The sequence below is a fragment of the Sphingomonas sp. BE138 genome, assembly GCF_031456125.1.
GTDB lineage: Bacteria > Pseudomonadota > Alphaproteobacteria > Sphingomonadales > Sphingomonadaceae > Sphingomonas.
The window spans coordinates 144,944-169,650 of sequence record NZ_JAVDUC010000004.1 but is presented as its reverse complement, the minus strand read 5'-3'; the positions used below and the strand labels follow the sequence as shown (position 1 = coordinate 169,650).

Sequence of the window (24,707 nt, the reverse complement as noted above, 5' to 3'; positions counted from 1 at the left end):
GTGACGGACACCGGGATCAAGCAGACGCGCGGGCCGCTGGCGCTCAATATCCTCGACACGCTGGTGCACCGCATCGGCAAGGACGAACAGGCCGCGCGCCCGCACGACTGGCTGGCGGCGACGATCCTGACCGTCCGCAACGAGATCATCGAGCGCTGGATGGTCTCTACCAAGGCGGCGCACGCTGCCGGTGCCAAGCGCGTCTATTATCTCAGCCTCGAATTCCTGATCGGCCGTCTGCTGCGCGACGCGCTCGCCAACCTGTCGGCGCGCGACGAGGTGGCGGCGGCGTTGCGCGAGTTGAACGTCGACCTCGCCGCGCTGGAGGAGATCGAGCCCGACGCCGCGCTCGGCAACGGCGGGCTCGGGCGGTTGGCGGCGTGCTTCATGGAGAGTCTCGCCACGCTCGACCTGCCCGCCTACGGCTACGGCATCCGCTACGTGAACGGCATGTTTCGGCAGCGGATCGACGACGGCTGGCAGGTCGAGCTGCCCGAGACGTGGCTGCAATACGGCAATCCGTGGGAGTTCCGCCGACGCGAAAGCGCCTATGTCATCGGTTTCGGGGGCGAGGTGCACGGCGACGAGAGCGGCGCGGTGACGTGGAAGCCCGGCGAGATGGTCGAGGCGATGGCGGTCGACACGCCGGTCGTGGGCTGGCGCGGGCGGCGCGTCAACACGCTGCGGCTGTGGACGGCGCGCAGCCTGGATCCGTTCAAGCTCGACGCCTTCAACCAGGGTGACTTCGCCGGCGCGATGGCCGATCAGCTGCGCGCCGAGACGCTGGTGCGCGTGCTCTATCCCAACGATTCGACCGCCGCGGGGCAGGAATTGCGGCTGCGGCAGGAATATTTCTTCTCCTCCGCCTCGATCCAGGACATCGTCCGCCGCCACGTCCAGTATTTCGGCGACATCCGCACCTTGGCCGATCGGGCCGCGATCCAGCTCAACGACACCCATCCCGCGGTGTCGGTCGCCGAGCTGATGCGGCTGCTGCTCGACGAGCACGCGCTCGGCTTCGACGAGGCGTGGGAGATCACGCAAGGAACCTTCGGCTACACCAACCACACCTTGCTGCCCGAGGCGCTGGAGAGCTGGCCGCTACCGCTGTTCGAACGGCTGCTGCCGCGCCACATGCAGTTGGTCTATGCGATCAACGCCAAGCTGCTGCGCGCCGCGCGCAAGGTGCCGGGCATCGACGACCGCGCGATCGCCGCGATCAGCCTGATCGACGAGGGCGGGGAGCGCCGCGTCCGCATGGCCAACCTCGCCTTCGCCGGGGCGCACAGCGTCAACGGCGTGGCCGCGCTCCATACCGGTCTCATGAAGACCACCGTCTTCGCCGACCTCCACCGCCTCTATCCGCAGCGGATCAACAACAAGACGAACGGCATCACCCCGCGCCGCTGGTTGCAGGAATGCAATCCCGGGCTCACCGCGCTGATCAAGGAGGCGATCGGCGACGGCTTCACCGACCAGGCCGAGCAACTGACCGCACTCGTCCCTTTCGCTGAGGATGCCGCGTTCCGCGAGCGCTTCGCGGCGGTCAAGCGCGCCAACAAGGTCGCGCTGTCCGAGTATCTCCGCACGGAGATGGGGCTGCGGCTCGATCCGTCGGCGCTGTTCGACGTCCAGATCAAGCGCATCCACGAATACAAGCGCCAGCTGCTGAACATCATCGAGACGGTCGCGCTGTACGACCAGATCCGCAGCCATCCCGAGCGTGACTGGACGCCGCGCGTCAAGCTGTTCGCGGGCAAGGCGGCGTCGAGCTATCATCAGGCGAAGCTCATCATCAAGCTGGCCGGCGACGTCGCGCGCCGCGTCAACGCCGACCCGTCGATCGGCGGGCTGCTGAAGGTCGCGTTCGTTCCCAATTACAACGTCAGCCTGGCCGAGCGGATGGTCCCCGCCGCCGATTTGTCCGAACAGATCTCGACCGCCGGCATGGAGGCGTCGGGGACGGGCAACATGAAGTTCGCCCTGAACGGCGCGCTGACGATCGGCACGCTCGACGGTGCGAACGTCGAGATCCGCGACCATGTCGGCGCGGAGAATATCGTGATCTTCGGCCTGACCGCGGACGAGGTCGCCGACAGGCGTGCCGGCGGCTATGACCCGCGCCAGACCATCGAAAATTCCGCCGAACTCGCGCAGGCGGTGAACGCTATTGCCGCCGGTGTGTTCTCTCCCGATGATCACAACCGCTACCGCGATCTGATGAACGGGCTGTACGACCATGACTGGTTCATGGTGGCGGCCGATTTCGACGCCTATGCCGCCGCGCAGCGCGAGGTGGACGCGCGCTGGGTCGACCGCGACGGGTGGAACCGCAGCGCGATCCGCAACGTCGCGAACATGGGCTGGTTCTCCTCGGACCGGACGATCGGTGAATATGCGACCGAGATCTGGGGCGTGAAGTGAAGCCGCCCGCCGCCGCGATCGACGCGCTGCTGGACGGCACCAACGAGGATCCCTTCGCGCTGCTCGGCCCCCATGCGGGACCGCAGGGAACGTTTGCCCGCGTTTGGATCCCCGGCGCCGCCACCGCCGAGGCGCGCACGCTGGCCGGCATTTCGCTGGGCACGCTGACGCGGGTCGACGACCGCGGGTTGTTCGAGGGCGTGATCGACGGCGATCCGCAGCCGCTGCGTTACGTCGCGACCGGCGGCGGGGCCGAATGGTGGGTCACCGATCCCTACAGCTTCGGCCCCGTGCTCGGCCCCACCGACGACTTCCTGATGAACGAGGGCACGCACTTCCGCCTCCACGACAAGCTCGGTGCGCACCTGATCGCGCACGAAGGCGCGGAGGGCGTGCATTTCGCGGTCTGGGCGCCCAACGCCCGCCGCGTCGCCGTAGTGGGCGACTTCAACGACTGGGATCCGCGCCGCCACGGGATGCGCCGCCGCAGCGACACCGGCGTGTGGGAGATCTTCCTGCCGGATATCGGCGCCGGCCGCGCCTACAAATATGCGATCACCGGCCCGGACGGCACCCTGCAGCCGCTGAAGGCGGACCCCTACGCCTTCGCCGCCGAGTTGCGCCCGAAGACCGCCTCGCTCACCACCGCGCCGATGCACCACGAATGGGGCGATGCCGCGCATCGCGAGGCCTGGGCCTCGGTCGACCCGCGCCGCGCGCCGATCAGCATCTACGAGGTCCATGCCGGCAGCTGGCAGCGCGACGAGAACGGCTGGTTCCTCTCCTGGGATCAACTCGCCGAGCGGCTGATCCCTTATGCGGTGTCGATGGGGTTCACCCACATCGAATTCATGCCGATCTCGGAGCATCCCTATGATCCGAGCTGGGGCTATCAGACGACGGGCCTCTATGCCCCCAGCGCGCGGTTCGGCGACCACGAAGGCTTCGCACGCTTCGTCGACGGCGCGCACCGCGCCGGGCTCGGCGTGCTGCTCGACTGGGTGCCCGCGCATTTCCCCGTCGACGCGCATGGCCTGGCGCGCTTCGACGGCACCGCCCTCTACGAGCATGACGATCCGCGCCTCGGCTATCATCCCGACTGGAATACCGCGATCTACAATTTCGGGCGCCGCGAAGTGTCCGCCTTCCTCGTCAACAACGCGCTGTTCTGGGCCGAGCGCTACCACGTCGACGGCTTGCGCGTCGATGCGGTCGCCTCGATGCTGTACCGCGATTATTCGCGCAAGGACGGCGAGTGGATCGCCAATCCGGAAGGCGGTCGGGAGAATTGGGAGGCGGTCGATTTCATGCGCGCCGCCAACCGCGCGCTTTACGCCCGTCACCCCGGCGTGTTCACGGTCGCCGAGGAATCGACCAGTTGGCCCGGCGTCTCCGCCCCCGCCTATGACGAGGCGCCGCGCACCGCGCTCGGCTTCGGGTTCAAGTGGAACATGGGCTGGATGCACGACACGCTGAAGTACATGGCGCGCGAGCCGGTCCACCGGAAGCATCACCATGCCGCGATCACCTTCGGCCTCGTCTACGCCTTCGACGAGAATTTCGTCCTGCCGATCAGCCATGACGAAGTCGTCCATGGCAAGGGCTCGATGCTCACGAAGATGCCCGGCGACGATTGGCAGAAATTCGCCAATCTGCGCACCTATTACGCGATGATGTGGGGCTATCCGGGCAAGAAGCTGCTGTTCATGGGGCAGGAGTTCGCGCAGCGCGCGGAATGGAGCGAAGAGCGCGCGCTCGACTGGGATCTGCTCAATTCGTCGGCCCACGACGGCGTGCGCAAGCTGGTGCGCGACCTCAACCGCCTCTACCGCGAGAAGCGCGCGCTCCACGCCCGCGATTGCGAGCCGGAGGGATTCCGCTGGCTGGTGCAGGACGATGCCGAGAATTCGGTGTTCGTCTGGCTGCGCAGCGCCCCGGGCGCCCCGCCGATCGCGGTCATCGTCAACATGACCCCGGTGGCACGGATGCCCTACCGCGTGCCGCTGCCGCACGACGGCCGCTGGCGCGAGGTGCTGAACTCCGATGCGCACGATTACTGGGGATCGGGGCTCGGCAATCTCGGCGGGGTGGTGGCAGCCGACGGCTATGCCGACGTGACGCTGCCACCGCTCGCCACGGTGATGCTGGAATGGGAACCGGCGTCGTGAGTGCGGCTCAGACGATCCGGCCGACCAGCGCGAAGATCGCGCCCCACGCCAGCAGCGAGGGCACGAGCGCGCAGGCGACGCCGCGGATCAAACCGTCGGCGGTACGGGGTTGGCAGGCGGGGTGCATCGGCGATCCTCTCGAAGGTAGCGTTGTTCTGGCTACGCACGCACTCACATCGCCCGCGTCTCTTGGCGTCGGTGACGTGACATCATGGTTAACGTTCGATGAATCGATAGTAAAGATGCAGGGAAGGAGAGCCTGACGTGGACGAACGCAGAGGCCAGCCGCTGGCGCGCGACGCGATGGCTTATGTCCTGGCCGGGGGACGCGGCAGCCGGTTGAAGGAACTCACCGACACCCGCGCCAAGCCGGCGGTGTATTTCGGCGGCAAGAGCCGGATCATCGACTTCGCGCTGTCGAATGCGATCAACTCCGGCATCCGCCGGATCGGTGTCGCCACCCAGTACAAGGCGCACTCGCTGATCCGGCACCTCCAGCGCGGCTGGAACTTCCTGCGCCCGGAACGCAACGAAAGCTTCGATATCCTGCCCGCATCGCAGCGGATCAGCGAATTCCAATGGTACGAAGGCACCGCCGACGCCGTTTACCAGAACATCGACATCATCGCGGAGAGCGCGCCCGAATTCATGGTCATCCTGGCGGGCGACCACATCTACAAGATGGATTACGAGATCATGCTCCGCCAGCATTGCGACAGCGGTGCCGACGTGACGGTGGCGTGCATGGAAGTGCCGCGCATGGAGGCGGTCGCGTTCGGCGTAATGCATGTCGACGAGCAGGACCGCATCGTCGATTTCGTCGAAAAGCCCGCCGATCCGCCGTCGATCCCCGGCCAGCCCGATGTCGCGCTCGCCAGCCTCGGCATCTACGTCTTCAACACGAGGAAGCTGATCGAGGAGCTGCGCCGCGACGCCGCGACCGAAGGGTCGAGCCGCGACTTCGGCAAGGACATCATCCCGTATCTGGTCAAGCACGGCCATGCGCACGCGCATCGCTTCTCGGCCAGCTGCGTCCGCTCGCCCGAGGAGCCCGCGGCCTATTGGCGCGACGTCGGCACCGTCGACGCTTACTGGGAAGCGAACATCGACCTCACCGACGTCGTGCCGCAGCTCGACCTGTACGATCGCGAATGGCCCCTGTGGACCTATTCGGAGCTGACTCCGCCCGCCAAGTTCGTCCACGACGAAGAGGGGCGGCGCGGGCAGGCGGTCTCCAGCCTGGTGGCCGGCGACACGATCATCTCGGGCTCGAACGTGCACCGCAGCCTGATCTCGACCGGCGTGCGCGCGCACAGCTATTCGTTCCTCGACGAGGCGGTCGTGCTGCCGCATTGCCGCATCGGCCGTAATGCGCGCCTGACCAAGGTGGTGCTCGACCGCGGCGTCATCATCCCCGACGGGCTCGTGGTCGGCGAGGATCCGGTACTCGACGGCCAGCGCTTCCGCCGCACCGAAAAGGGCGTGTGCCTGGTGACGCAGCCGATGATCGACCGGCTGGAGCTGTAGGCCTGATGTCGATCTCGGTCCTGTCGGTCGCGTCCGAGGCCTATCCGCTCGTCAAAACCGGCGGGCTGGGCGATGTCGTCGGCGCGCTGCCGGCCGCGCTGGCGCCGCACGACGTGGGCGTCGTCACGCTCGTCCCCGGTTATCCGCGCGTGATGGCGGCGGTGAAGGGATCGGCGGCGCTCCACGACTGGCCCGACCTGCTCGGCGCACCCGCACGGTTGCTGTCGGGAACGATCGGCGGGCACACGCTGCTGGTGCTGGACGCACCAGGCTATTTCGCGCGCGAGGGCGGGCCGTACGGCGATCCCTCCGGGCGCGACTGGGACGACAATTGGCGCCGCTTCGCCGCCTTCGGGCGCGCCGCCGCCGATCTCGCGTCGGGCGCGGTCAAGGGTTTCCGCTTCGACATCCTCCACGCGCACGACTGGCAGAGCGGGCTGGCGCCGGCCTATCTGCGCTTCGCCCCTGCCGGGGGGCGCATCGCGCGCTCGGTGATGACGATCCACAACATCGCCTTTCAGGGCCGCTACGACGCCGGCATCTTCGGTTCGCTGGCGCTGCCCGATCGCGCCTTCGCGGTCGACGGCGTCGAATATTACGGCGGGGTCGGCTACCTCAAGGCCGGGCTGGAGGCCGCCGACGCGATCACCACCGTCAGCCCGACCTATGCCGCCGAGATCCTCCGTCCCGATTTCGGCATGGGGCTGGAGGGGCTGATTCACACGCGGCGCGCGCGCGTCTCGGGGATCGTCAACGGCATCGACCCGGCGGTGTGGAACCCTGCCACCGACGCCGCGCTGCCGGAGCGGTTCGACGCCGCCACGTTGCCGCACCGTACCGCCAACAAGCGCGCGCTGGAGGCGGCGTTCGGGCTTGAACCGGGCGACGGTCCGTTGTTCTGCGTGGTGACGCGGCTGACCTGGCAGAAGGGCATGGACGTGCTGGCCGACACCGTCGACGCGCTGGTCGCGATGGGCGGGCGACTGGCACTGCTCGGCTCAGGCGACGCCTGGCTCGAACACGCCTTCACCGCTGCGGCGGCGCGCCATCCCGGCCGGGTCGGGGTGCGGATCGGTTATGACGAGGCGCTGTCGCACCTGATTCAGGGCGGCGCCGACGCGATCCTGATCCCGTCGCGGTTCGAGCCGTGCGGGCTGACCCAGCTCTACGGCCTCGCCTACGGCTGCGTGCCGGTGGTGGCGCGCACCGGCGGGCTCGCCGACACGGTGATCCACGCCAACGCCGCCGCGCTCGATGCGGGCGTGGCGACCGGCATCCAGTTCGACACCGTCACGCACGAGTCACTGGCGCAGGCCATTGCGCTTGCGATACGACTATATGGCACGCCGGATCGCTGGGCCGCGATTCAGCGGGCGGGCATGGCGGCGGACTTTTCCTGGGCGACCAGCGGACGCCGCTATGCCGACCTCTACCGGGAGCTGCTGACCGCATGATCCGTAATGTTCCGACCACGCCGTTCACCGACCAGAAGCCGGGCACCTCGGGCCTGCGCAAGAAGGTGAAGGTCTTCCAGCAGCCGAACTATGCCGAGAATTTCATCCAGTCGGTCTTCGACGTGGTTGAGGGCAAGGACGGCGCGACGCTGGTGATCGGCGGCGACGGCCGCTACCTCAACCGGCAGGTGATCCAGACCGCGATCCGCATGGCGGCCGCCGCCGGTTTTGCGCGCGTCGTGGTCGGGCAGGGCGGCATCCTGTCGACGCCCGCCGCCTCCAACGTGATCCGCACGCGCGGCGCGCTCGGCGGGCTGGTGCTGTCGGCCAGCCACAATCCCGGCGGTCCCGACGAGGACTTCGGGATCAAGTACAACGTCGCGAACGGCGGCCCCGCGCCCGAAAAGGTGACGGAGGCGATCCACGCCCGCACGCTGTCGATCGACGAATGGCGCGCCGCCGATACCCCCGACATCGACCTCGACACGCTCGGCGAGGTGGAGGTCGAGGGGATGACCGTCGAGGTCGTCGACCCCGTCACCGACTATGCCGCGCTGATGGAGACGCTGTTCGATTTCGACGCGATCCGCGCCGCGGGTCTGACGATGGCGTTCGACGCGATGAGCGCGGTGACCGGCCCGTACGCGACCGAGATCCTCGAGCGCCGCCTGGGCTTCGCCGCCGGCACCGTCCGCAACGGCACCCCGCTGGAGGATTTCGGCGGCCACCACCCCGACCCAAACCTCGTCCACGCGCACGAACTCCATGAGACGATGATGGCCGCCGATGCGCCCGACTTCGGCGCGGCGTCGGACGGCGACGGCGACCGCAACCTCATCATCGGTCGCGGCCGCTTCATCACGCCGTCGGACAGCCTCGCGATGCTCGCCGCCAACGCGCATCTCGCGCCCGGCTATGCGAGCGGGCTGAAGGGCATCGCGCGCTCGATGCCGACCAGCGCCGCCGCCGACCGCGTCGCGGCAAAGCTCGGCATTCCGTCGTTCGAGACCCCGACCGGCTGGAAGTTCTTCGGCAACCTGCTCGACGCAGGGCTGGCGACGATCTGCGGCGAGGAGAGCGCGGGCACCGGCAGCGACCACGTCCGCGAGAAGGACGGGCTGTGGGCGGTGCTGCTCTGGCTCAACATCCTCGCCGCGACCGGCAAGAGCGTCGACCGGATCGCGCGCGACCATTGGGCGGAATACGGCCGCAATTACTACGCCCGCCACGATTACGAGGGCGTCGACAGCGCCGCCGCCGACACGCTGATGACCGAGCTGCGCGGCAAGCTCGCCACGCTCCCCGGCACCGCGTTCGGCCCGCTCACCGTCGCCGAAGCGGACGACTTCGCCTATGAGGACCCGACCGACGGCTCGGTCAGCCGGAACCAGGGCGTGCGGGTGCTATTCGAGGGCGGAAGCCGCGTCGTCTTCCGCCTGTCGGGCACCGGCACCAGCGGCGCGACGCTGCGTGTCTACCTCGAACGCTACGAACCCGCCGACGGCGATCTCGATGCCGAAACCGGCGCCATGCTCGCCGACATCGTCGCCGCCGCCGATGCGATCGCCGGCATCCGCGCGCACACGGGACGCGAGCAGCCCGACGTCGTGACGTGACCGCCACCTTGGCCGCTGGCGGCGTCGACTTCGCCGTCCGCGCCCCTGCCGCCGACATGGTCTGGCTCTGCCTGTTCGATGGCGACGCCGAACGCCGCATCGCGATGCAACCCCACGGCGACGACTGGCGCGTCCATGTCCCCGACGCGGGCGAGGGCGCCCGCTACGGCTTCCGCACCGCCGCCGATGCCGCAAAGCTGCTGGTCGACCCGCACGCGGTGACGCTCGACCGCCGGTTCGCCTACGACCCGCACCTGCGCGAGCCGCGCATCGACACCGCCGCGCTCGTTCCCAGGGCGGTCGTCACCGCACCGCTTCCCGCGCTCGACCTTGTACCCGTCTTCCAGCCCGGCGACTTGATCTACGAGGTCAACGTCCGCGCCTTCACGATGCGCCATCCCGACGTTCCGCCCGAGCAACGCGGCACGATCGCCGCGCTCGCGCACCCTGCGATCATCGCGCACCTGAAGCGGATCGGCGTCGCCGCGGTCGAACTGATGCCGATCGTCGCCTGGATCGACGAGCGCCACCTGCCCCCGCTCGGCCTGTCGAACGGCTGGGGCTACAACCCGGTCGTCCCGATGGCGCTCGACCCGCGCCTGGCCCCCGGCGGCATTGCCGAGCTGCGCGCAACGGTCGCCGCGCTGCGCGCGGAAGGCATCGGTACGATTCTCGACCTCGTCTTCAACCACACCGGCGAAAGCGACGTGCTCGGCCCGACGCTCTCCCTGCGCGGGCTGGACGACGCAGCCTATGCGCGCGCGCCCGACGGCACGCTCATCAACGACGCCGGCACCGGCAACACGCTCGACTTCGCCAACCCCGCGGTCCGCGCCCTCGCGCTCGACACGCTGCGCCACTTCGTCAGCCAGGCCGGCGTCGACGGTTTCCGCTTCGACCTCGCCACCGTCATGGCGCGCGGCCCCGGCTTCGACCGTGCGGCGCCGATCTTCGCCGAAATCGCCGCCGATCCGCTGCTCCGCTACCGCGTCCTGATCGCCGAGCCATGGGACATCGGCCCGGGCGGCTATCAGCTCGGCAATTTTCCCGCCGACTGGCTCGAATGGAACGACCGCTACCGCGACGACGTCCGCCGCTTCTGGCGTGGCGACGGCGGCGCGGGCGCGCTGGCGACGCGGCTGATGGGGTCGAGCGACGTGTTCGGCGACCGCACGCGCGGGGTCGGCTTCGTCGCTGCGCACGACGGCTTCACGCTCGCCGATACCGTCTCCTATGCCGAGCGCCACAACCACGCCAACGGCGAGCACAATCGCGACGGTCACGCCGGGGAAATCGCGTGGAACAATGGCGAGGAAGGCGACAGCGCCGATCCGGCGATCCGCGCCGCCCGCGCCAGCGACGCTCGCGCCTTGCTCGCCACGCTCTTCGCCACCCGCGGCACGATCCTGCTCACCGCCGGGGACGAATTCGGCCGCACGCAGCGCGGCAACAACAACGGCTATGCGCAGGACGAGCTGCTGTGGCTCAACTGGGCGAACCGCGACACCGCGCTGGAGGATTACGTCGCGGACCTGGCCCGCCGTCGCGCGGCTTGCCCGTCGCTCGCCGACGCACGGATTCCGCGCGACGCGACGTGGCGGCGGCTCGACGGCCAGCCGATGCGCGACGCGGATTGGGACGGTGCCAATGGCTTCGTCCTTCGGCTGAGCGACGCGACGATCACGGTCGACCGCCGTGCGCGGACGGTCACGCTCGACCCTCGATAATCGTTCGTGCCGAGCCTGTCGAAGCACATGCCCCGCAACACGTTACCCTCGACTGCCTGCCGAGGCAGGCGGTCGGTTCACGCGTCGACAGGCTCAAGACGAACGGTACGCGTCGCTTGGATATTCTCTAGGAACGCCCCGGTCGTCTTCTAATGGCAGATCGCGTAAGGTGCCGCATTCGCGGTCGCGTCGACGAGGTCGCGCAACTCCTTCGCGTTCAGCGGCTTCATGAACTCGCACCCGAAGGCGTTGCCGTCCACCCACGCGATCCGCGCATGGCGCTCCGCGCTCCCCGGCAGCGTCAGCTTCAACAGCGTCCCCACCGCCAGCGGCAGCGTGGTACGCGCCCGGATGCCCGCCGCCGATGCGTCGAGGATCTCGATCGACACGGCCAGCCGCGCCAGCCCGCGGCACTCGGCCGGGATACGCGGTTCGCGACGGTTGTCGATCAGCGGTTTGGATGCCATGGCCCCTTCTCACTTCTTCTTGTCTCGTCCCGGCTGTAGCCGCGCGAAAGTAAAGAAGCGGTAACCACCTATGTTATGGCGCCGCTGTCGCCTGCGGTGGTGCTGACCCATTATGGCGGAGCGACACATGACGATCGGCGGCTCGACGGCATCGGCGGAACTTGCGGCGTTGCGTCCCTGGGCGGATGCCGCGCCGGCCATCACCGTGCAGGAGCGCACCGCGCGCCTCGACCGTGCCCGCGCGCTCACCTCCGGCCTCGGCGCCGATGCGCTGCTGGTGCAGGCCGGCGACTCGCTTCGCTACTTCGCCGGGGTGCCGTGGAGCCCCAGCGAGCGGCTGGTCGCGTTGCTGCTCCCCGTCGCAGGCACGCCGAAGCTGATCTGTCCGGCGTTCGAGCGCGGCACGCTGGAGGCGGAGCTCGCCATCGAGGCCGACCTGCTGCTGTGGGAGGAGGACGAGGATCCGGTCGAGCTCGTCGCCGATGCGCTGCCCGCCGGGGCGACGCTCGCGCTCGACCCGCTGCTGTTTTTCGGCCGGGCGCGCAAGCTCGAGCGTACCGGGCTGGTGACGATCGACGGCGCCCGTGCGATCGACGGCTGCCGCCTCATCAAGTCGCCCGCCGAACTCGCGCTGCTGTCGCAGGCCAAGCAGATGACGCTCGCGGTCCACGCCGCCGCCGCGCGCATCCTGGCGCCGGGCATCCGCGAGAGCGAGGTCGTGCGCTTCATCGACGACGCGCACCGCGCGCTCGGCGGCGGCGGGTCGACCTTCTGCATCGTGCAATTCGGACAGGCGACGGCCTATCCGCACGGGCTGCCCGGCGACCGGGCGCTGGCGGAGGGCGACGTGGTGCTGGTGGACACCGGCTGCCGCGTCCAGGGCTATCATTCCGACATCACCCGCACCTACGCCTTCGGCCCCGTCGCCGACGAGGTGCGCGCGATCTGGGACATCGAACACGCCGCGCAACAAGCCGCCTTCGCCGCGGTCGCGCCCGGCGTGCCGTGCGAGGCGATCGACGCCGCCGCGCGCGCCGTGCTGGTGCGCGAGGGGCTGGGGCCGGACTATCGCCTGCCCGGGCTGCCGCACCGCACCGGGCACGGCATCGGGTTGTCGATCCACGAGCCCGCGTATCTCGTGCGCGGCGACACGACGCCGCTCGCGCCGGGCATGTGCTTTTCCAACGAGCCGATGATCGTCGTGCCGGGCCGCTTCGGCATCCGGCTGGAGGATCATTTCCACGTCACGGACGCTGGGGCGGCATGGTTCACCCCGCCGCAGCCCAGCATCGACAAGCCCTTCGATTGATTACGGATATGACCGCATGAAGCCCCATGCCGCCCCGCCGGGGATGCGCCCCGGCGAATTCGTCGCCTTCGTCGCCGCGGTGATGGCGGTCAATGCGCTCGGCGTCGACCTGATGCTCCCCGCGCTCGCCGACATCGGGCGCGACCTGTCGATCTTGGAGGCCAACCACCGCCAATGGGTGGTCACCGCCTATGTGCTCGGCTTCGGGGTGGGGCAGCTGTTCTACGGCCCGCTCGCCGATCGCTACGGGCGCAAGCCGGTGCTGGTGGCGACGCTGATCGGCTTCGTCGGTGCCAGCATCTTCGCCGCCGCCTCCGCGACGTTCGGCGCCTTGCTCGGCGCGCGCGTGCTGCAAGGGCTGATGTCGGCCTCCACGCGCGTCATCGCCGTGGCGGTGGTGCGCGACAACGCCTCGGGCCGCGCGATGGCGCGCACCATGTCGGTGGCGCAGATGATCTTCTTCCTCGTCCCCATCCTCGCGCCCACGATCGGCCACGGGCTGTTGATGATCGGGCCGTGGCGGTTCGTCTTCTACGCGCTGGGCGGCTTCGCCGGCCTCGTGCTGCTATGGACGCTCGCCCGCCTGCCCGAGACGTTGCCGGTCGAGCGTCGCACCGCGATCTCGCTGGCCAATCTCGCCAGCAGCTACCGGCTGACGCTCACCAATCGCTATTCGATCGGCTATGCGCTCGCCGCCTCGCTCACCTTCGGCGGGATCATCGCCTTCGTGTCGACCGCGCAGCAGGTGTTCGTCGACGAATTCGGCGCCGGCGACCGCTTCACCCTGTTGTTCGCGATCTGCGCGGGCGCGATGGGCGTGGCCTCGTTCATGAACAGCCGGCTGGTCGAACGACTCGGCACGCGGCTGATCTCGCAGACCGCGGTGATGGCGCTCATCGTGCTGTCGCTCCTGCACCTCGCGGTGGTCGAAATGGGTTGGGAGACGCTGGTCAGCTACATCTTCTTCCAGTCGCTCAGCATGACATGCATCGGCCTGTGCGGGTCCAACTTCGGCGCGATGGCGATGGAGCCGGTCGGGCGGATCGCCGGCACCGCCTCGTCGGTACAAGGATTCGTCACCAGCGTCGGGGCGGTGCTGGTGGGATCGGCGATCGGCCAATCCTATGCCGGCACCACGCTCCCGCTGACCCTCGGCTATCTCGCGATCGGGGTCGCCGGGTTCGTGATCGTCTACGTCGTGGAGGAAGGGCAGCTGTTCCGCGCGCGGCTCGCCTGACGCGCCCACGCCGACCCGCGCCCGTAGGCGAGCGCGGCGAGCATCGTCAGCCCGGTCAGCGGAAAGACGATGCCCGCCACCCCCATGATCGCCAGCAGCCCCGCGCCGGTGCGCGCATCGGGCAGGTTGGTCCGCCCGCGCGGCCCGCGCTTCCACCACATCACCGGCGCGGTGATCGTCAGCAGCGCAAGCGCGGCGCACGCGAACAGCATGACCAGCCGGTTGGCCTCGCCATATTCCTTGCCCTGATGGACCGCCGCGCTCCATTCGATCACCTGCGCCGGCCGGCCGAAGTCGCCGAACCGCGCGTCCTGCACCACGCGCCCGCTGCCCGCGTCGACATAGACGACATGCGCGGCGCCGGCCGGTCCCAGTGTCGCGCTGACCAGATACGGCGCGTTCGCGGCCGCCGGCCACGTCAGCGTCCAGTCCGGCGCCATTCCATGTGCCCGTGCCGCGGCCAGTGCCTGATCGGCGGTGACGCGCCGCATGCCCCCCATCGGCATCGCATGCTGTTCCATCGACCAGGGGAGGTCATGGCCCGCATGTGGGTCACCCGACGGTACCGCGGGTCGTCCCCAGCCCGCGCCCGCTACCCCTGCCTGGATATTTTTGCCCCACACGGCGCTCCACGGCATCCCGCTGACCGCCAGAAACAGGATCAACCCGCCCCCGAACAGCCCCGTCACCGCGTGCAGATCGCGCCAGAACAGCCGTCCGCCGGCACCGCCGCGCACCGAAACGGTCCGCCCGCGTCCCCACCACAGGTACAGACCGCTGACGACGAGCACGATCGACCACCCCGCGGCGATCTCGATCATCCAATTGCCGACCCACCCGGCCAGCGCGAGACTGTGCAAGTGCTTGACGGTCTGCATGATTCCGCCCGGGTTCGTGGTCCCGAACACATGCCCGTCGGCCGGGTCGACGAACGCCATCCGGATCGTCCCGTCCGGCCGCCGCACCGTCGCCCGCCAACTCTCGTCGAGAATCAACGGCTTCTGCACCTGCGTCACCGTGCCGCCCACCGCCGCGCCGACGCGCGACGCGATCGTCTCCAGCGGCAGCGTGGGTTTCCCCGGGGCAACATGGATCCACTCGGCATAGAAATGCCGTTCGATCTCCGGCTTGTAGAGGTACAGCGCGCCGGTCACCGCCAGCCACAGCAGGAACGGCAGCACCAGCACGCCGGCGAAGAAATGCCAGCGCCACACCGCGCGCTGGAGTTCGGCCGCGATCGCGGCCGGACGGGAAGGGGACATGACGATCATCCTCGATCGGCCCGAGTCGCCGGGCCGTGACTGTTTTTCAGCGGATCGAGAACATCGCGGGCGGCGCACGCAGCGGAGGTCGCCAACGCCTTGTGAACGCAAAAGAGAAAGAAGCACCATCCGTCGCCGCATGCACGACGCGCACCAACGGCAGGGACAGCAATACCGCGACGGCGACGATCGCGGCGGCCAGCGACACCGCCGCAAACGCGCACGGCTTGGCGAAGCCGTCGTGGCCCGGCGTCTCGTGCGCATGGCCGTGCGCGGCGACCACGCCGGGGCAGGCGACGATCGCCACCTGCCCGTGCGCCACCTGCGGCATGAAGCCGACCGGCACCAGCATCCGCACGAGGATCGCCAACGCCGCCAGCGCCGCGAACCACGCGGGTCGCCTGCGAAGGATGGCGGAACGGTCGATCATCGTGGGCGATCCTACCGCCGGATGGTTAACGCCACCATACCTATCCGGCGACGATAACCGCCTCGTGCCGCACCGGAAACGCCAACGATCGCGCGACGAAGCACCGCCGACCGGCCTCCTCGTGCAGCGCCGCGGCCAACGCGGGGTCGCCGGCGATGATCGTGACCTGCGGGCGCAGCGTCGCGGCGGTAATCCGGCCGTTGCCGTCGCCATCCAGCGTCAGGACCGCCTCGGCTTCGTCGACATAGCCGGTCACCACCACCCCGGCATCGGCGCACAGATGCAGATACCACAATTGATGGCACGCGCTGATCGCGCCGAGCAGCAGCTCCTCGGGGTTCCAGCGCGCCGCATCGCCGCGGAAGCGCGGGTCGGACGAGCCGGCGATCGGCGGCTTGCCCGCGGCGCTGATCTCATGGTCGCGCGCATAGCCGGCATAGCGCGCGGTGCCGGTGCCGCGATCCCCGGTCCAGCGCAGGCGCACACGCGTCATGCCGCGTGCAGCCGCCGCGTGCGCCGGTACAGCCACCACGCCGTGCCTGCGAACACCAAGGTTCCCAGGATCAGCGCCGGCCCCTCGAACCCGTCGACCAGCGCCAGCGGCGTCTCGGTTCCGCTCTGGTAGACGATGCCCGCAAAGACCACGTTCCACAGGCTTTCGCCGACGATCATGCCAGTCGCCGTCAGCACGCCCAGCCGCTTGGCCGCTTCCGCATCGGCGCTGCGATCGGCGGCCCGGTCGTAGAGATGCCCGATCACCGCGCCGACTACGACGGTCAGCGTCGCGCTCATCGGCAGGTAGATGCCCAGCCCGACGCCCAGCGGCGGCAGCCGCAATCGCCCCGCGCGCCCCAGCGCCTCGTCGAGCACGATCGCCGCCACGCCCGCCAGCGCGCCCCATCCGATCATCGTCCAGTTGAGGTTGCCGCCTAGCACGCCCTGCGCCAACGCGGAGATCAACGCCGCCTGCGGGGCGGCCAGCGCGTTGGTGCTCGCGCCCGGCATGCCGGCGAAGCCGAACGAGGTATAGAGCAGCTGCATGACCGGCGGCACGACCACCGATCCGAAGCAGACGCCGATCACCAGCGCCACCTGCTGCTTCCACGGCGTCGCGCCGACCAACTGTCCGGTCTTCAGGTCCTGAAGATTGTCGTTCGAGATCGTCGCCACGCCGAAGACGATGCCGGTGACGATCAGCGCATAGGCGACCAGCGCCTGCGTCTGCTCGGGCGGGCCAGCGCGCCCGAACAAGCCGACCAGCAACGTGGCCGCGGCTATCACCGACAGGATTCCGATCCCCGATACCGGCGAGTTCGATGCGCCGATCAACCCGGCCATGTACCCGCACACCGCGGCGATCACGAGGCCGATGACCGCGACGAAGATCAGGCTTCCGACGATCAGCGCCCATTCGCGACCCGCCAGCGGCCCCCCCGCGACGACCGAATGGAGGAGCAGCGCGACCGGCGCCAGCATCGCGAGGCTCACTCCCGCGACGACGCCGATCGGCAGGTCGCGTTCCTCCAGCGCGACGCCCGCGCCGCGCTCGGCGGTGATCGCGGCGCGCAGCCCCCCGATCACCGGCCCGGCGATCCGCAGCAGCGTCCAGATCGCCGCGACTCCGATCACCCCGGCGCCGAAGAAGCGCACGTCGCTGCGGAATACCGCATTCGCCCACGTCGCGACGTCGCCGGTCTGCGGCGCGGCGGCGGTCAGGATCGGCAGCACGATCCACCAGCCGACCGCGACCCCCAGCAGGATCGCCATACCCGCCGACAGGCCGATCAGATGCCCTGCGCCGAGCAGCGCGAACGACAGCCCCGCGCTGACCCCGGTCGCGCCTGCGCCGGCGCGGAAGTAGGTCGCGGCCTCGGCGGCCAGCAATCGCGTCTGCGTCAGGATCGAGAAGCCGGCCGCGGCCAGTGTGCTCGCGACGATCGCGGACAGTCCCTTGGCGCTCTCCGCGCCGCCGTGGCGGCTTTCCTCGCCGACCTTCAGCACCTCGGCGGCGGCGCGCCCTTCCGGATAGGGGAGCGCGGTGTCGACCACCAGGGCACGGCGCAGCGGTACCGAGAACATCACCCCGAGCACCCCGCCGCTGGCGGTGATCGCGGCGGTGGTGACGAACGGAAATCCTTGCCACCACCCGATCATGACGAGCCCGGGCAGCACGAAGATGATCGCCGCCAGCGTTCCCGCCGCGGAGGCGACGGTCTGGACGATGTTGTTCTCCAGGATCGACGAGTCGCGGAAAGCTCTCAGCACCGCCATCGAGATCACCGCGGCGGGGATCGACGTGGCGAAGGTCAGCCCGATCTTGAGACCGAGATAGACGTTGGCGGCGGTGAACAGCAGGGTGATGACCCCGCCGAGCAGCACGCCGCGCAGCGTGAGTTCGGCAGGAGAACGGGGCAGGGTGCTCATGCGCACCCGTCTGGCACAGTCCTGCGCGTCGCGCACGCCCCGCCGGTGGCCGGCTGACCCGAAACGTTCCCGCGGGGCTACGCCCGCGTGCCCGTCTCCAGCCGGAAATGGTACAGCCGGGTCGGGCCGTCCTCCGGCGCCAGGTACAGGTCGCGCCCCTCCACCGCCATGCCTTCGGCCGTATAGCCGCCGGCCTGCAACGATCGTCGAAGCGTCAGCGCCGGCCAGTCGAGCCAGTCGATCGTCCCGCTCCACCAGGTCCGCGGCCCGCCGGCCACCAGCTTGCCGCCGACGAACTTCATGTCCTGGTACCGCGTGCCCGAGGGATTGGGAACGACGCGGACATGCACCGGATCGTCGCGGTCGATGACGTACAGCGCGCGGCTGTCCCAATTGCCGGCGACCAGCCACCGGCCGTGTGCGGCGACGCAGCCCAGGTGATCCGCGATCGTGATACGCCGCTTGGCCCGCATCGTATCGGTGTCGACTTCGACCAATGTCGCCGAGCTGTTCGCACGCAACTCCGCCACCGGCACCCATAACGAATGCCCATCGATCGAAATGCCGCCGGGATGGTAGCGCGCGCCGTCGGTCACCTCCATGCGCCGGACGAGCCGCCCGGTCGCACGATCGAACAGGTGGAGCCAGCCGCGCCGCGTCCGCCGGTCGACCGACGTCACCCATACGCGCCCGTCTTGCAGCGCCAGCCCCTGGACATGGAAGACCTCGCCGCCCAGCACCGTCGCGCCGCGGAACCGCGCGCCCTCGATCGCGTCGCTGAACGGCTCCGGTGCGGCGGCGACCGACAGGCTCGACAGCAGCAGCATGATCGCGGTCAGTCCCGATCGCACCGTCCGGCGTTCCATTCCCGCGCTCCCGCTTGCCGCTCGCGCCGCCCATGGCAGCGAAGCATGTCAGCGCCGCGCCATTCACGTTGCGGTTTGATGAGGGGGATGTGTCACCTATGTTATCCGCCGCATGAGGATCCGTCCCGCCACCGCCGACGATGCCGCACGCCTCGCCGCGTTGATCCTGCCGATCATCCGCGCCGGGGATAGTTACGCGCTGCCGCTCGACATGAGCGACGACGGCGCGCTCGCGTACTGGTGCGCGCCGGATCGCGAGACGTTCGTGCTGGAGGAGCGCGGCGCGCTGCTCGGTAGCTATTATCTGCGCGCGAACCAGCAGGGGGGCGGCGATCATGTCGCCAACGCCGGCTATGCCGTCGCCGCCGCTGCGCGCGGCCGGGGCGTCGCGCGGGCGCTGGCGGCGCATTCCTTCGATCGCGCCCGCGCGCGGGGCTTCACCGCGATGCAGTTCAATTTCGTCGTCGAGAGCAACACGCGCGCGGTTGCGCTATGGCAGGCGCTCGGCTTCGCGACCGTCGGGCGGCTGCCGCGTGCGTTCCGTCATCCGGTGCTCGGCCTGGTCGATGCGCTGGTGATGTTCAGGTCACTGGCAGACTAGGAAATCCCGCTGGGGGAGCGATCCGCCGATCGCTCCCCCGCGTCCGCTGCCGGTTCGACCGGCGCATCCTATCCTGTTTTCGTCCGTTTTCCCGCGCTCTCCGGTGCGGCGAATCGCTGCCTAGCCGGAATAAAGGCCAAAAAAAAGCCGGGCAGGGCCCGGCTATGAAAGTTTTTAGGAGAGGATGCCTGAAAGGCACGGCTTTTGTGCGCCGCACCACGTACTAACGCAAGTGCAATAATTCATCTGATGATTGCATCGGCTGCAATCGTAACCGGAATCGTGGTCGGCTCGACAGCACGGCGGCGACGGCTTAGCAGCATGCGCTCCGAACAAGGGAAGACGAGCATGGCGCAGGCGTTGCGGGTGGCATTGGCAGGGCTGGGTACGGTCGGCGGCGGGGTGATCCGCGTGCTGGACGAGAACCGCGAGCTGATTACCCGCCGCGCCGGCCGCCCGATCGAGGTCGTGGCGGTGTCCGCGCGCGATCGCGCGAAGAACCGTGGTGTCGATCTGTCGCGCTTCGACTGGGTCGATGACACCGCCGCGCTTGCCGATGTCGATACCGACGTTGTGGTCGAACTGATCGGCGGATCGGACGGCCCGGCGCTGGCGCTTGCGCGGCGGACCCTGGCGGCCGGAAAGGGCTTCGTCACCGCCAACAAGGCGATGCTCGCGCACCACGGGCTGGAGCTGGCGCGCGCCGCCGAGGCGGCGGGCCGGCCGCTGAAGTTCGAGGCGGCGGTTGCGGGCGGCATCCCGGTCATCAAGGGCCTGCGCGAGGGGGCCGCGGCGAATGCGATCGCGCGCGTCTACGGCATCCTCAACGGCACCTGCAATTTCATCGTGTCGAAGATGGAGGCGGAAGGGCGCGACTTCGCAGAGGTGCTCGCCGAGGCGCAGGCGCTGGGCTTTGCCGAGGCCGATCCGTCCTTCGACATCGACGGCGTCGACGCCGCGCACAAGCTGTCGATCCTCGCCAGCCTTGCGTTCGGCACCGCGCCCGCGTTCGGCGACGTGCGCGTCAGCGGCATCCGCCACCTGCTCGCCGCCGACATCGCCGAGGCGGCGGCGCTCGGCTACCGTGTGCGGCTGGTCGGGGTCGCCGAAGCCGATGCGCACGGGCTGTTCCAGCGCGTCCATGCGCATCTGGTCCCCAACGATCATCCGCTCGCGCATGTCACCGGCGCGACCAATGCGGTCGTCGCAGAGGGCAATTTCGTCGGTCGCCTGCTGTTCCAGGGCGCGGGCGCGGGCGAGGGGCCGACGGCCAGCGCGGTGGTCGCCGACCTGATCGACATCGCGCGCGGCGAATTCGGCCCACCCTATGCCATGCCCGCCGACGCGCTGGCGGCGAGCGGTGCCGCCGACAGCGGCGAACGCCGCGGGCGCGCGTACCTGCGCTTCGCGGTCGCCGACCGGGTCGGCGTGCTGGCGGAGATCGCCGCGGCGATGCGCGATGCAGGGGTTTCGATCGAGAGCCTGATCCAGCGCGGCGCGCACAGCGACGGCAGCGTGCTGGTCGCGATCGTCACCCACGAGGGTCCGGAGCGCTGCGTCGCGGCGGCGCTGGAGCGGCTGCGCGGGTCGCAGAGCCTGACCGGCGAGCCGATGTGGATGCACATCCTGGAGTGAAGACCGCACGGGGTGACGGACCTTGGCGCCGCCGCTAAACCTCGACCCATGAACGACAATCTCACTGCCGATCGCCCGACGTTCGTCACCCATCTCGAATGCTCGCTGACCGGCGAGCGGTACGAGGCGGACCGGCTGCACAATCTGTCGCGCGCCGGACGCCCGCTGCTGGTCCGCTACGACCTGGACGCGATCCGCGCCGCTGTGCCGCGCGACACGCTCGCCGCGCGCGCGACCGACCTGTGGCGGTGGCGGGAGTTGCTGCCGGTGCGCCAGACCCGCAACGTCGTAAGCCTCGGGGAAATAGAGACTCCGCTGATCCCGATCCCCGCCAGTACCGGGGCTGCGAACGTCTGGGTCAAGGACGAGGGGCGCCTGCCGACCGGCAGCTTCAAGGCGCGCGGGCTCGTCATGGCGGTGGCGATGGCCAAGGAACTGGGCGTCACGCGGATCGCGATGCCGACCAACGGCAATGCCGGCGCGGCGTTGGCGGCCTATGCCACGCGGGTCGGGATCGAGACGATCGTCTTCTGCCCGGAGGACACGCCGGAGGTGAACGTCCGCGAGATCGCCGCACAGGGCGCGAACGTGTGGCGCGTCAACGGCCTGATCGACGATTGCGGCGCGATCGTCGGCAAGGGTGCGGCAGAGGGGCGGTGGTTCGACTTCTCGACGCTGAAGGAGCCGTATCGGATCGAGGGCAAGAAGACGATGGGGTTGGAGCTGGCAGCGCAGCTCGGCTGGCGGCTACCCAAGGCGATCTTCTACCCGACCGGTGGCGGCACCGGGTTGATCGGGATGTGGAAGGCGTTCGACGAACTGGAGCGACTGGGCTGGATCGGCGCGGAGCGCCCGCGGATGTTTGCGGTACAGGCCGCCGGCTGTGCGCCGATCGTGCGCGCCTATGAGGCGGGCGAGGAACATGCCGAGCGCTGGGAGGATGCGCACACGATCGCGGCGGGCATCCGCGTGCCGCGCGCGGTGGGCGACTTCCTGATCCTGCGCGCGGTGCGCGAGAGCGGCGGCAAGGCGCTGGCGGTCGGCGATCCCGCGATCGTGAAGGCGGTCGACGACTGCGCACGCCGCGACGGCCTGCTGCTGTGTCCGGAAGGCGGCGCAACGCTGGCGGCATACCGGCAGGCGCTGCGCGACGGGCTGGTGGACGAGGACGAGGAGGTCGTGCTGTTCAATTGCGCGACGGGGTTGAAGTATCCGTTGCCGCCGGCCGAGCAGCGGCTGGACCGGCATGGGGCGATCGACTTCGACGCGTTGTAGGAGCGACCGCTTACGCCCACTTGCGGACAACCGCGCAGCTACATCAGCAGCCACTTAACGATGCCCGCGGCACCCAGAAGGACAAGGGCGCATCCCCACCACGGAACAGGGATGCCTTCGTCATATTCCCCATGATCGACATACCTGCGAACGTCTTGTCGCTGCCTCGCCCCATATGAGTTGTCGCGAGAGCGAATGTCGGAATCATCCAGGTAGCGATGCACCGCCTCCGGCGTGGCGTCGATTGGCAGTTCACGTTGAAGCTGGCTCGCCAACCGTTCGACTTCCGACCAGTCCGTCGGCTCTGCTTCCTCAACGGCTAAGATTGCCGCCAAACGGCTGCGTAGTTCGTCGGATTTCACGATCACAAGCTACCGCCGAACGCTTCCAGCGCAACGTCCGCAATCACCAGACCCGGTCATTCCCGCGTAGGCGGAAATCCAGACGCGCAGGTCCGTCGATAGAAGCGCGCGCGTCAGAGGTTCTGGATCCCCGCCTGCGCGGGAATGACGGGGATCTCGGGATGGCCTTCAATACGGCGCGCAGGCGCGGCGTCGTTGCAGGCCCTTCAACGTCAGGACCAGATGGCCGAGGCGTTCGCGAACCAGCCCTTCGTCGAGCAACTGGCGGATCGTCGCAGGGTCGTTCCCGCGCGAAATGATGAGCGACGAGCCGGCGCTGCGCGCGGTCCACAGGATGCGCTCGAGCTGTTCGCGCGGTGTGGCGTTCGTCGTCGCTGGTCCCGGCATCGCGTCCCATCCCGCCCTTCGGGTGCGTGCGGACGACTCGTGCCGCCGCAGGCCGCGAAAGGAGCGGGCACACGCCCGTCCGTCAACGCCCGTAGCCGATCTTGATCGAGATTGGTTGACGAACCGTTAACGCGACCCGACGAAGCGAGGAATCAACCGCCGCCGTCGCGCTCGATATCCGCGCCGACCGCCTGCAGCTTTTCCTCCAGCCGCTCGTAGCCGCGGTCGAGGTGATAGACCCGCGACACGGTCGTTTCGCCTTCCGCGACCAGCCCGGCGATGATGAGGCTCATCGACGCGCGCAGGTCGGTCGCCATCACCGGTGCGCCGACCAGCCGCTCGACCCCGTTCACCTCGGCGGTGCGCCCGCGCACGCTGATGTCCGCACCCATCCGCGCCAGCTCCGGCACGTGCATGTAGCGATTCTCGAAGATCGTCTCGGTCAGCGTGCTGGTGCCCGGTGCGCGGCACAGCATCGCCATGAACTGCGCCTGCATGTCGGTGGCGAAGCCGGGATAGGGCGCGGTGGACAGGGAAAGCGGCTTCAGCTCCGCCTCCGAGGTGACCAGGATCGATCCGCGGCGTTCCTCGATGCCGACGCCCCCCTGACGCAGCGCATCCAGTGTCGCGCCCATGCTGGCGGCGTCGACGTTGGTCAGCTCCAGTGCGCCGCCGGTGGCCGCGACCGCGCAGGCATAGCTGCCCGCCTCGATCCGGTCGGGCATCACGGCATAGGTCGCGCCGTGCAATTCGTCGACGCCCTCGATCTCCAGCGTGCCCGTGCCGACGCCCTCGATCCGCGCGCCCATCGCGATCAGGCAGCGGCACAGGTCGACGATCTCGGGCTCGCGCGCGGCATTCTCGATCCGGCTGCTGCCCTTGGCGGTGACCGCGGCCATCACGACGTTCTCGGTCGCGCCGACCGAGACGACCGGGAAGGCGTAAGCGCCGCCCGACAGCCGCCCGCCGGCGGCCGTGGCGGTGACATAGCCCGCGCTCATCTCCAGCGTGGCGCCGATCGCCTCCAGCGCCTTCAGGTGCAGGTCGATCGGGCGGTTGCCGATCGCGCACCCGCCGGGCAGCGACACGCGCGCCTGGCCCGCGCGGGCCAGGATCGGCCCCAGCACCAGGATCGACGCGCGCATCTTGCGCACGATGTCATACGGCGCCTCGGTCGAGGTCAGCTGCCCGGCGCGGATCGTCATGACGCGGCCGAACTCGTCGGGCCTGCTGCCCTCGACGCGGGTGGAGGCGCCGAGTTGGTTGAGCAGGTGCCCGAAACCGTCGACATCGGCGAGCCGCGGCAGGTTGCGCAGCGTCAGCGGCTCGTCGGTGAGCAGCGCGCATGGCATCAGGGTGAGGGCGGCGTTCTTCGCGCCGGAGATGGGCAGCTTGCCGGTCAGGCGCTTGCCGCCGCGAATGATGATACGGTCCATCACCCACGCTCTATCGCGCCGCTGCGTCCGCGCCAAGCGAGCGGATGGGTCGGACTGTTGATCGGTTTTAATGCGGGTGCGTGCCACGCCCGCGTAACGA

The 24,707-nt window shown here is 69.3% G+C and carries 19 protein-coding genes and 1 pseudogene; 11 read left to right on the top strand and 9 right to left on the bottom strand.

Translation table 11 applies throughout. From position 1 onward, the window contains the following. The 6 genes from J2Y58_RS07630 (at window position 1) to J2Y58_RS07605 (ending at window position 10,916) form a co-directional block, all read left to right on the top strand. Window positions 1-2,424, top strand: a complete 2,424-nt coding sequence (locus J2Y58_RS07630) for a glycogen/starch/alpha-glucan phosphorylase (RefSeq protein WP_310100980.1) — start codon at window positions 1-3, stop codon at window positions 2,422-2,424. Continuing rightward, the gene (gene glgB, locus J2Y58_RS07625; protein ID WP_310100977.1) at window positions 2,421-4,592 is read left to right on the top strand and encodes a 1,4-alpha-glucan branching protein GlgB; all 2,172 of its coding nucleotides are present in this window, start codon (window positions 2,421-2,423) and stop codon (window positions 4,590-4,592) included. Before J2Y58_RS07630 ends, glgB begins: the two co-directional genes overlap by 4 nt. A 264-nt stretch (window positions 4,593-4,856) precedes the next feature. Beyond that, a complete protein-coding gene (glgC, locus tag J2Y58_RS07620) occupies window positions 4,857-6,119 on the top strand; it encodes a glucose-1-phosphate adenylyltransferase (protein ID WP_310100974.1) in 1,263 nt (420 codons plus the stop codon). A 5-nt stretch (window positions 6,120-6,124) separates the two neighbouring features. Beyond that, entirely contained in the window at window positions 6,125-7,573 is a 1,449-nt protein-coding gene (gene glgA, locus J2Y58_RS07615) for a glycogen synthase GlgA (protein ID WP_310100972.1), read from the top strand. Next, the gene (locus J2Y58_RS07610; RefSeq protein ID WP_310100969.1) at window positions 7,570-9,189 is read left to right on the top strand and encodes an alpha-D-glucose phosphate-specific phosphoglucomutase; all 1,620 of its coding nucleotides are present in this window, start codon (window positions 7,570-7,572) and stop codon (window positions 9,187-9,189) included. The genes glgA and J2Y58_RS07610 overlap by 4 nt, the downstream gene beginning before the upstream one ends. Next, entirely contained in the window at window positions 9,186-10,916 is a 1,731-nt protein-coding gene (locus J2Y58_RS07605) for a glycogen debranching enzyme (RefSeq protein ID WP_310100966.1), read from the top strand. Before J2Y58_RS07610 ends, J2Y58_RS07605 begins: the two co-directional genes overlap by 4 nt. A 149-nt stretch (window positions 10,917-11,065) precedes the next feature. Here the strand turns inward: J2Y58_RS07605 and J2Y58_RS07600 are convergent, their stop codons facing one another. After that, window positions 11,066-11,383: a PilZ domain-containing protein gene (locus tag J2Y58_RS07600; protein ID WP_310100964.1), complete on the bottom strand. Its 318-nt coding sequence runs from the start codon at window positions 11,381-11,383 to the stop codon at window positions 11,066-11,068. A 127-nt stretch (window positions 11,384-11,510) separates the two neighbouring features. On the opposite strand from J2Y58_RS07600, the gene J2Y58_RS07595 reads away from it, so the two are divergent. Then, window positions 11,511-12,692, top strand: coding sequence for a Xaa-Pro peptidase family protein (locus J2Y58_RS07595; RefSeq protein WP_310100961.1), 1,182 nt, complete (start codon window positions 11,511-11,513; stop codon window positions 12,690-12,692). 43 nt (window positions 12,693-12,735) lie between these two features. Further along, entirely contained in the window at window positions 12,736-13,929 is a 1,194-nt protein-coding gene (locus J2Y58_RS07590) for a multidrug effflux MFS transporter (protein WP_310101304.1), read from the top strand. Here J2Y58_RS07590 and J2Y58_RS07585 read toward each other — a convergent pair. The 5 genes and pseudogenes from J2Y58_RS07585 to J2Y58_RS07565 form a co-directional block, all read right to left on the bottom strand. Further along, window positions 13,884-15,191: a PepSY domain-containing protein gene (locus J2Y58_RS07585; RefSeq protein ID WP_310100958.1), complete on the bottom strand. Its 1,308-nt coding sequence runs from the start codon at window positions 15,189-15,191 to the stop codon at window positions 13,884-13,886. The genes J2Y58_RS07590 and J2Y58_RS07585 overlap by 46 nt on opposite strands. Before the next feature lie 46 nt (window positions 15,192-15,237). After that, entirely contained in the window at window positions 15,238-15,621 is a 384-nt protein-coding gene (locus J2Y58_RS07580) for a hypothetical protein (RefSeq protein WP_310100955.1), read from the bottom strand. Between the two features lie 127 nt (window positions 15,622-15,748). Beyond that, a pseudogene (locus J2Y58_RS07575) lies at window positions 15,749-16,114 on the bottom strand (OsmC family protein); the annotation flags it as partial. After that, the gene (locus J2Y58_RS07570) at window positions 16,111-18,045 is read right to left on the bottom strand and encodes an OPT family oligopeptide transporter (RefSeq protein ID WP_310100950.1); all 1,935 of its coding nucleotides are present in this window, start codon (window positions 18,043-18,045) and stop codon (window positions 16,111-16,113) included. The gene J2Y58_RS07570 and the pseudogene J2Y58_RS07575, both read right to left, overlap by 4 nt. A 77-nt stretch (window positions 18,046-18,122) precedes the next feature. After that, window positions 18,123-18,911, bottom strand: a complete 789-nt coding sequence (locus J2Y58_RS07565) for a DUF6454 family protein (protein ID WP_310100947.1) — start codon at window positions 18,909-18,911, stop codon at window positions 18,123-18,125. 112 nt (window positions 18,912-19,023) lie between these two features. Here J2Y58_RS07565 and J2Y58_RS07560 point away from each other — a divergent pair, with 112 nt between their 5' ends. The 3 genes from J2Y58_RS07560 (at window position 19,024) to J2Y58_RS07550 (ending at window position 22,422) form a co-directional block, all read left to right on the top strand. Beyond that, window positions 19,024-19,512: a GNAT family N-acetyltransferase gene (locus J2Y58_RS07560; RefSeq protein ID WP_310100944.1), complete on the top strand. Its 489-nt coding sequence runs from the start codon at window positions 19,024-19,026 to the stop codon at window positions 19,510-19,512. Window positions 19,513-19,860: 348 nt separating this feature from the next. Next, window positions 19,861-21,147: a homoserine dehydrogenase gene (locus J2Y58_RS07555; RefSeq protein WP_310100941.1), complete on the top strand. Its 1,287-nt coding sequence runs from the start codon at window positions 19,861-19,863 to the stop codon at window positions 21,145-21,147. A 48-nt stretch (window positions 21,148-21,195) separates the two neighbouring features. Then, window positions 21,196-22,422, top strand: coding sequence for a threonine synthase (locus J2Y58_RS07550; protein WP_310100938.1), 1,227 nt, complete (start codon window positions 21,196-21,198; stop codon window positions 22,420-22,422). 38 nt (window positions 22,423-22,460) lie between these two features. Here J2Y58_RS07550 and J2Y58_RS07545 read toward each other — a convergent pair whose 3' ends face one another. The 3 genes from J2Y58_RS07545 to murA form a co-directional block, all read right to left on the bottom strand. Continuing rightward, window positions 22,461-22,790, bottom strand: coding sequence for a hypothetical protein (locus J2Y58_RS07545; protein ID WP_310100936.1), 330 nt, complete (start codon window positions 22,788-22,790; stop codon window positions 22,461-22,463). Window positions 22,791-22,952: 162 nt separating this feature from the next. Further along, entirely contained in the window at window positions 22,953-23,171 is a 219-nt protein-coding gene (locus J2Y58_RS07540) for a hypothetical protein (RefSeq protein ID WP_310100933.1), read from the bottom strand. 152 nt (window positions 23,172-23,323) lie between these two features. Continuing rightward, window positions 23,324-24,607 carry a UDP-N-acetylglucosamine 1-carboxyvinyltransferase gene (gene murA, locus J2Y58_RS07535; protein WP_310100931.1) on the bottom strand — a complete coding sequence of 428 codons (1,284 nt, stop codon included), beginning with the start codon at window positions 24,605-24,607 and terminating at the stop codon, window positions 23,324-23,326. Window positions 24,608-24,707: the final 100 nt, after the last annotated feature.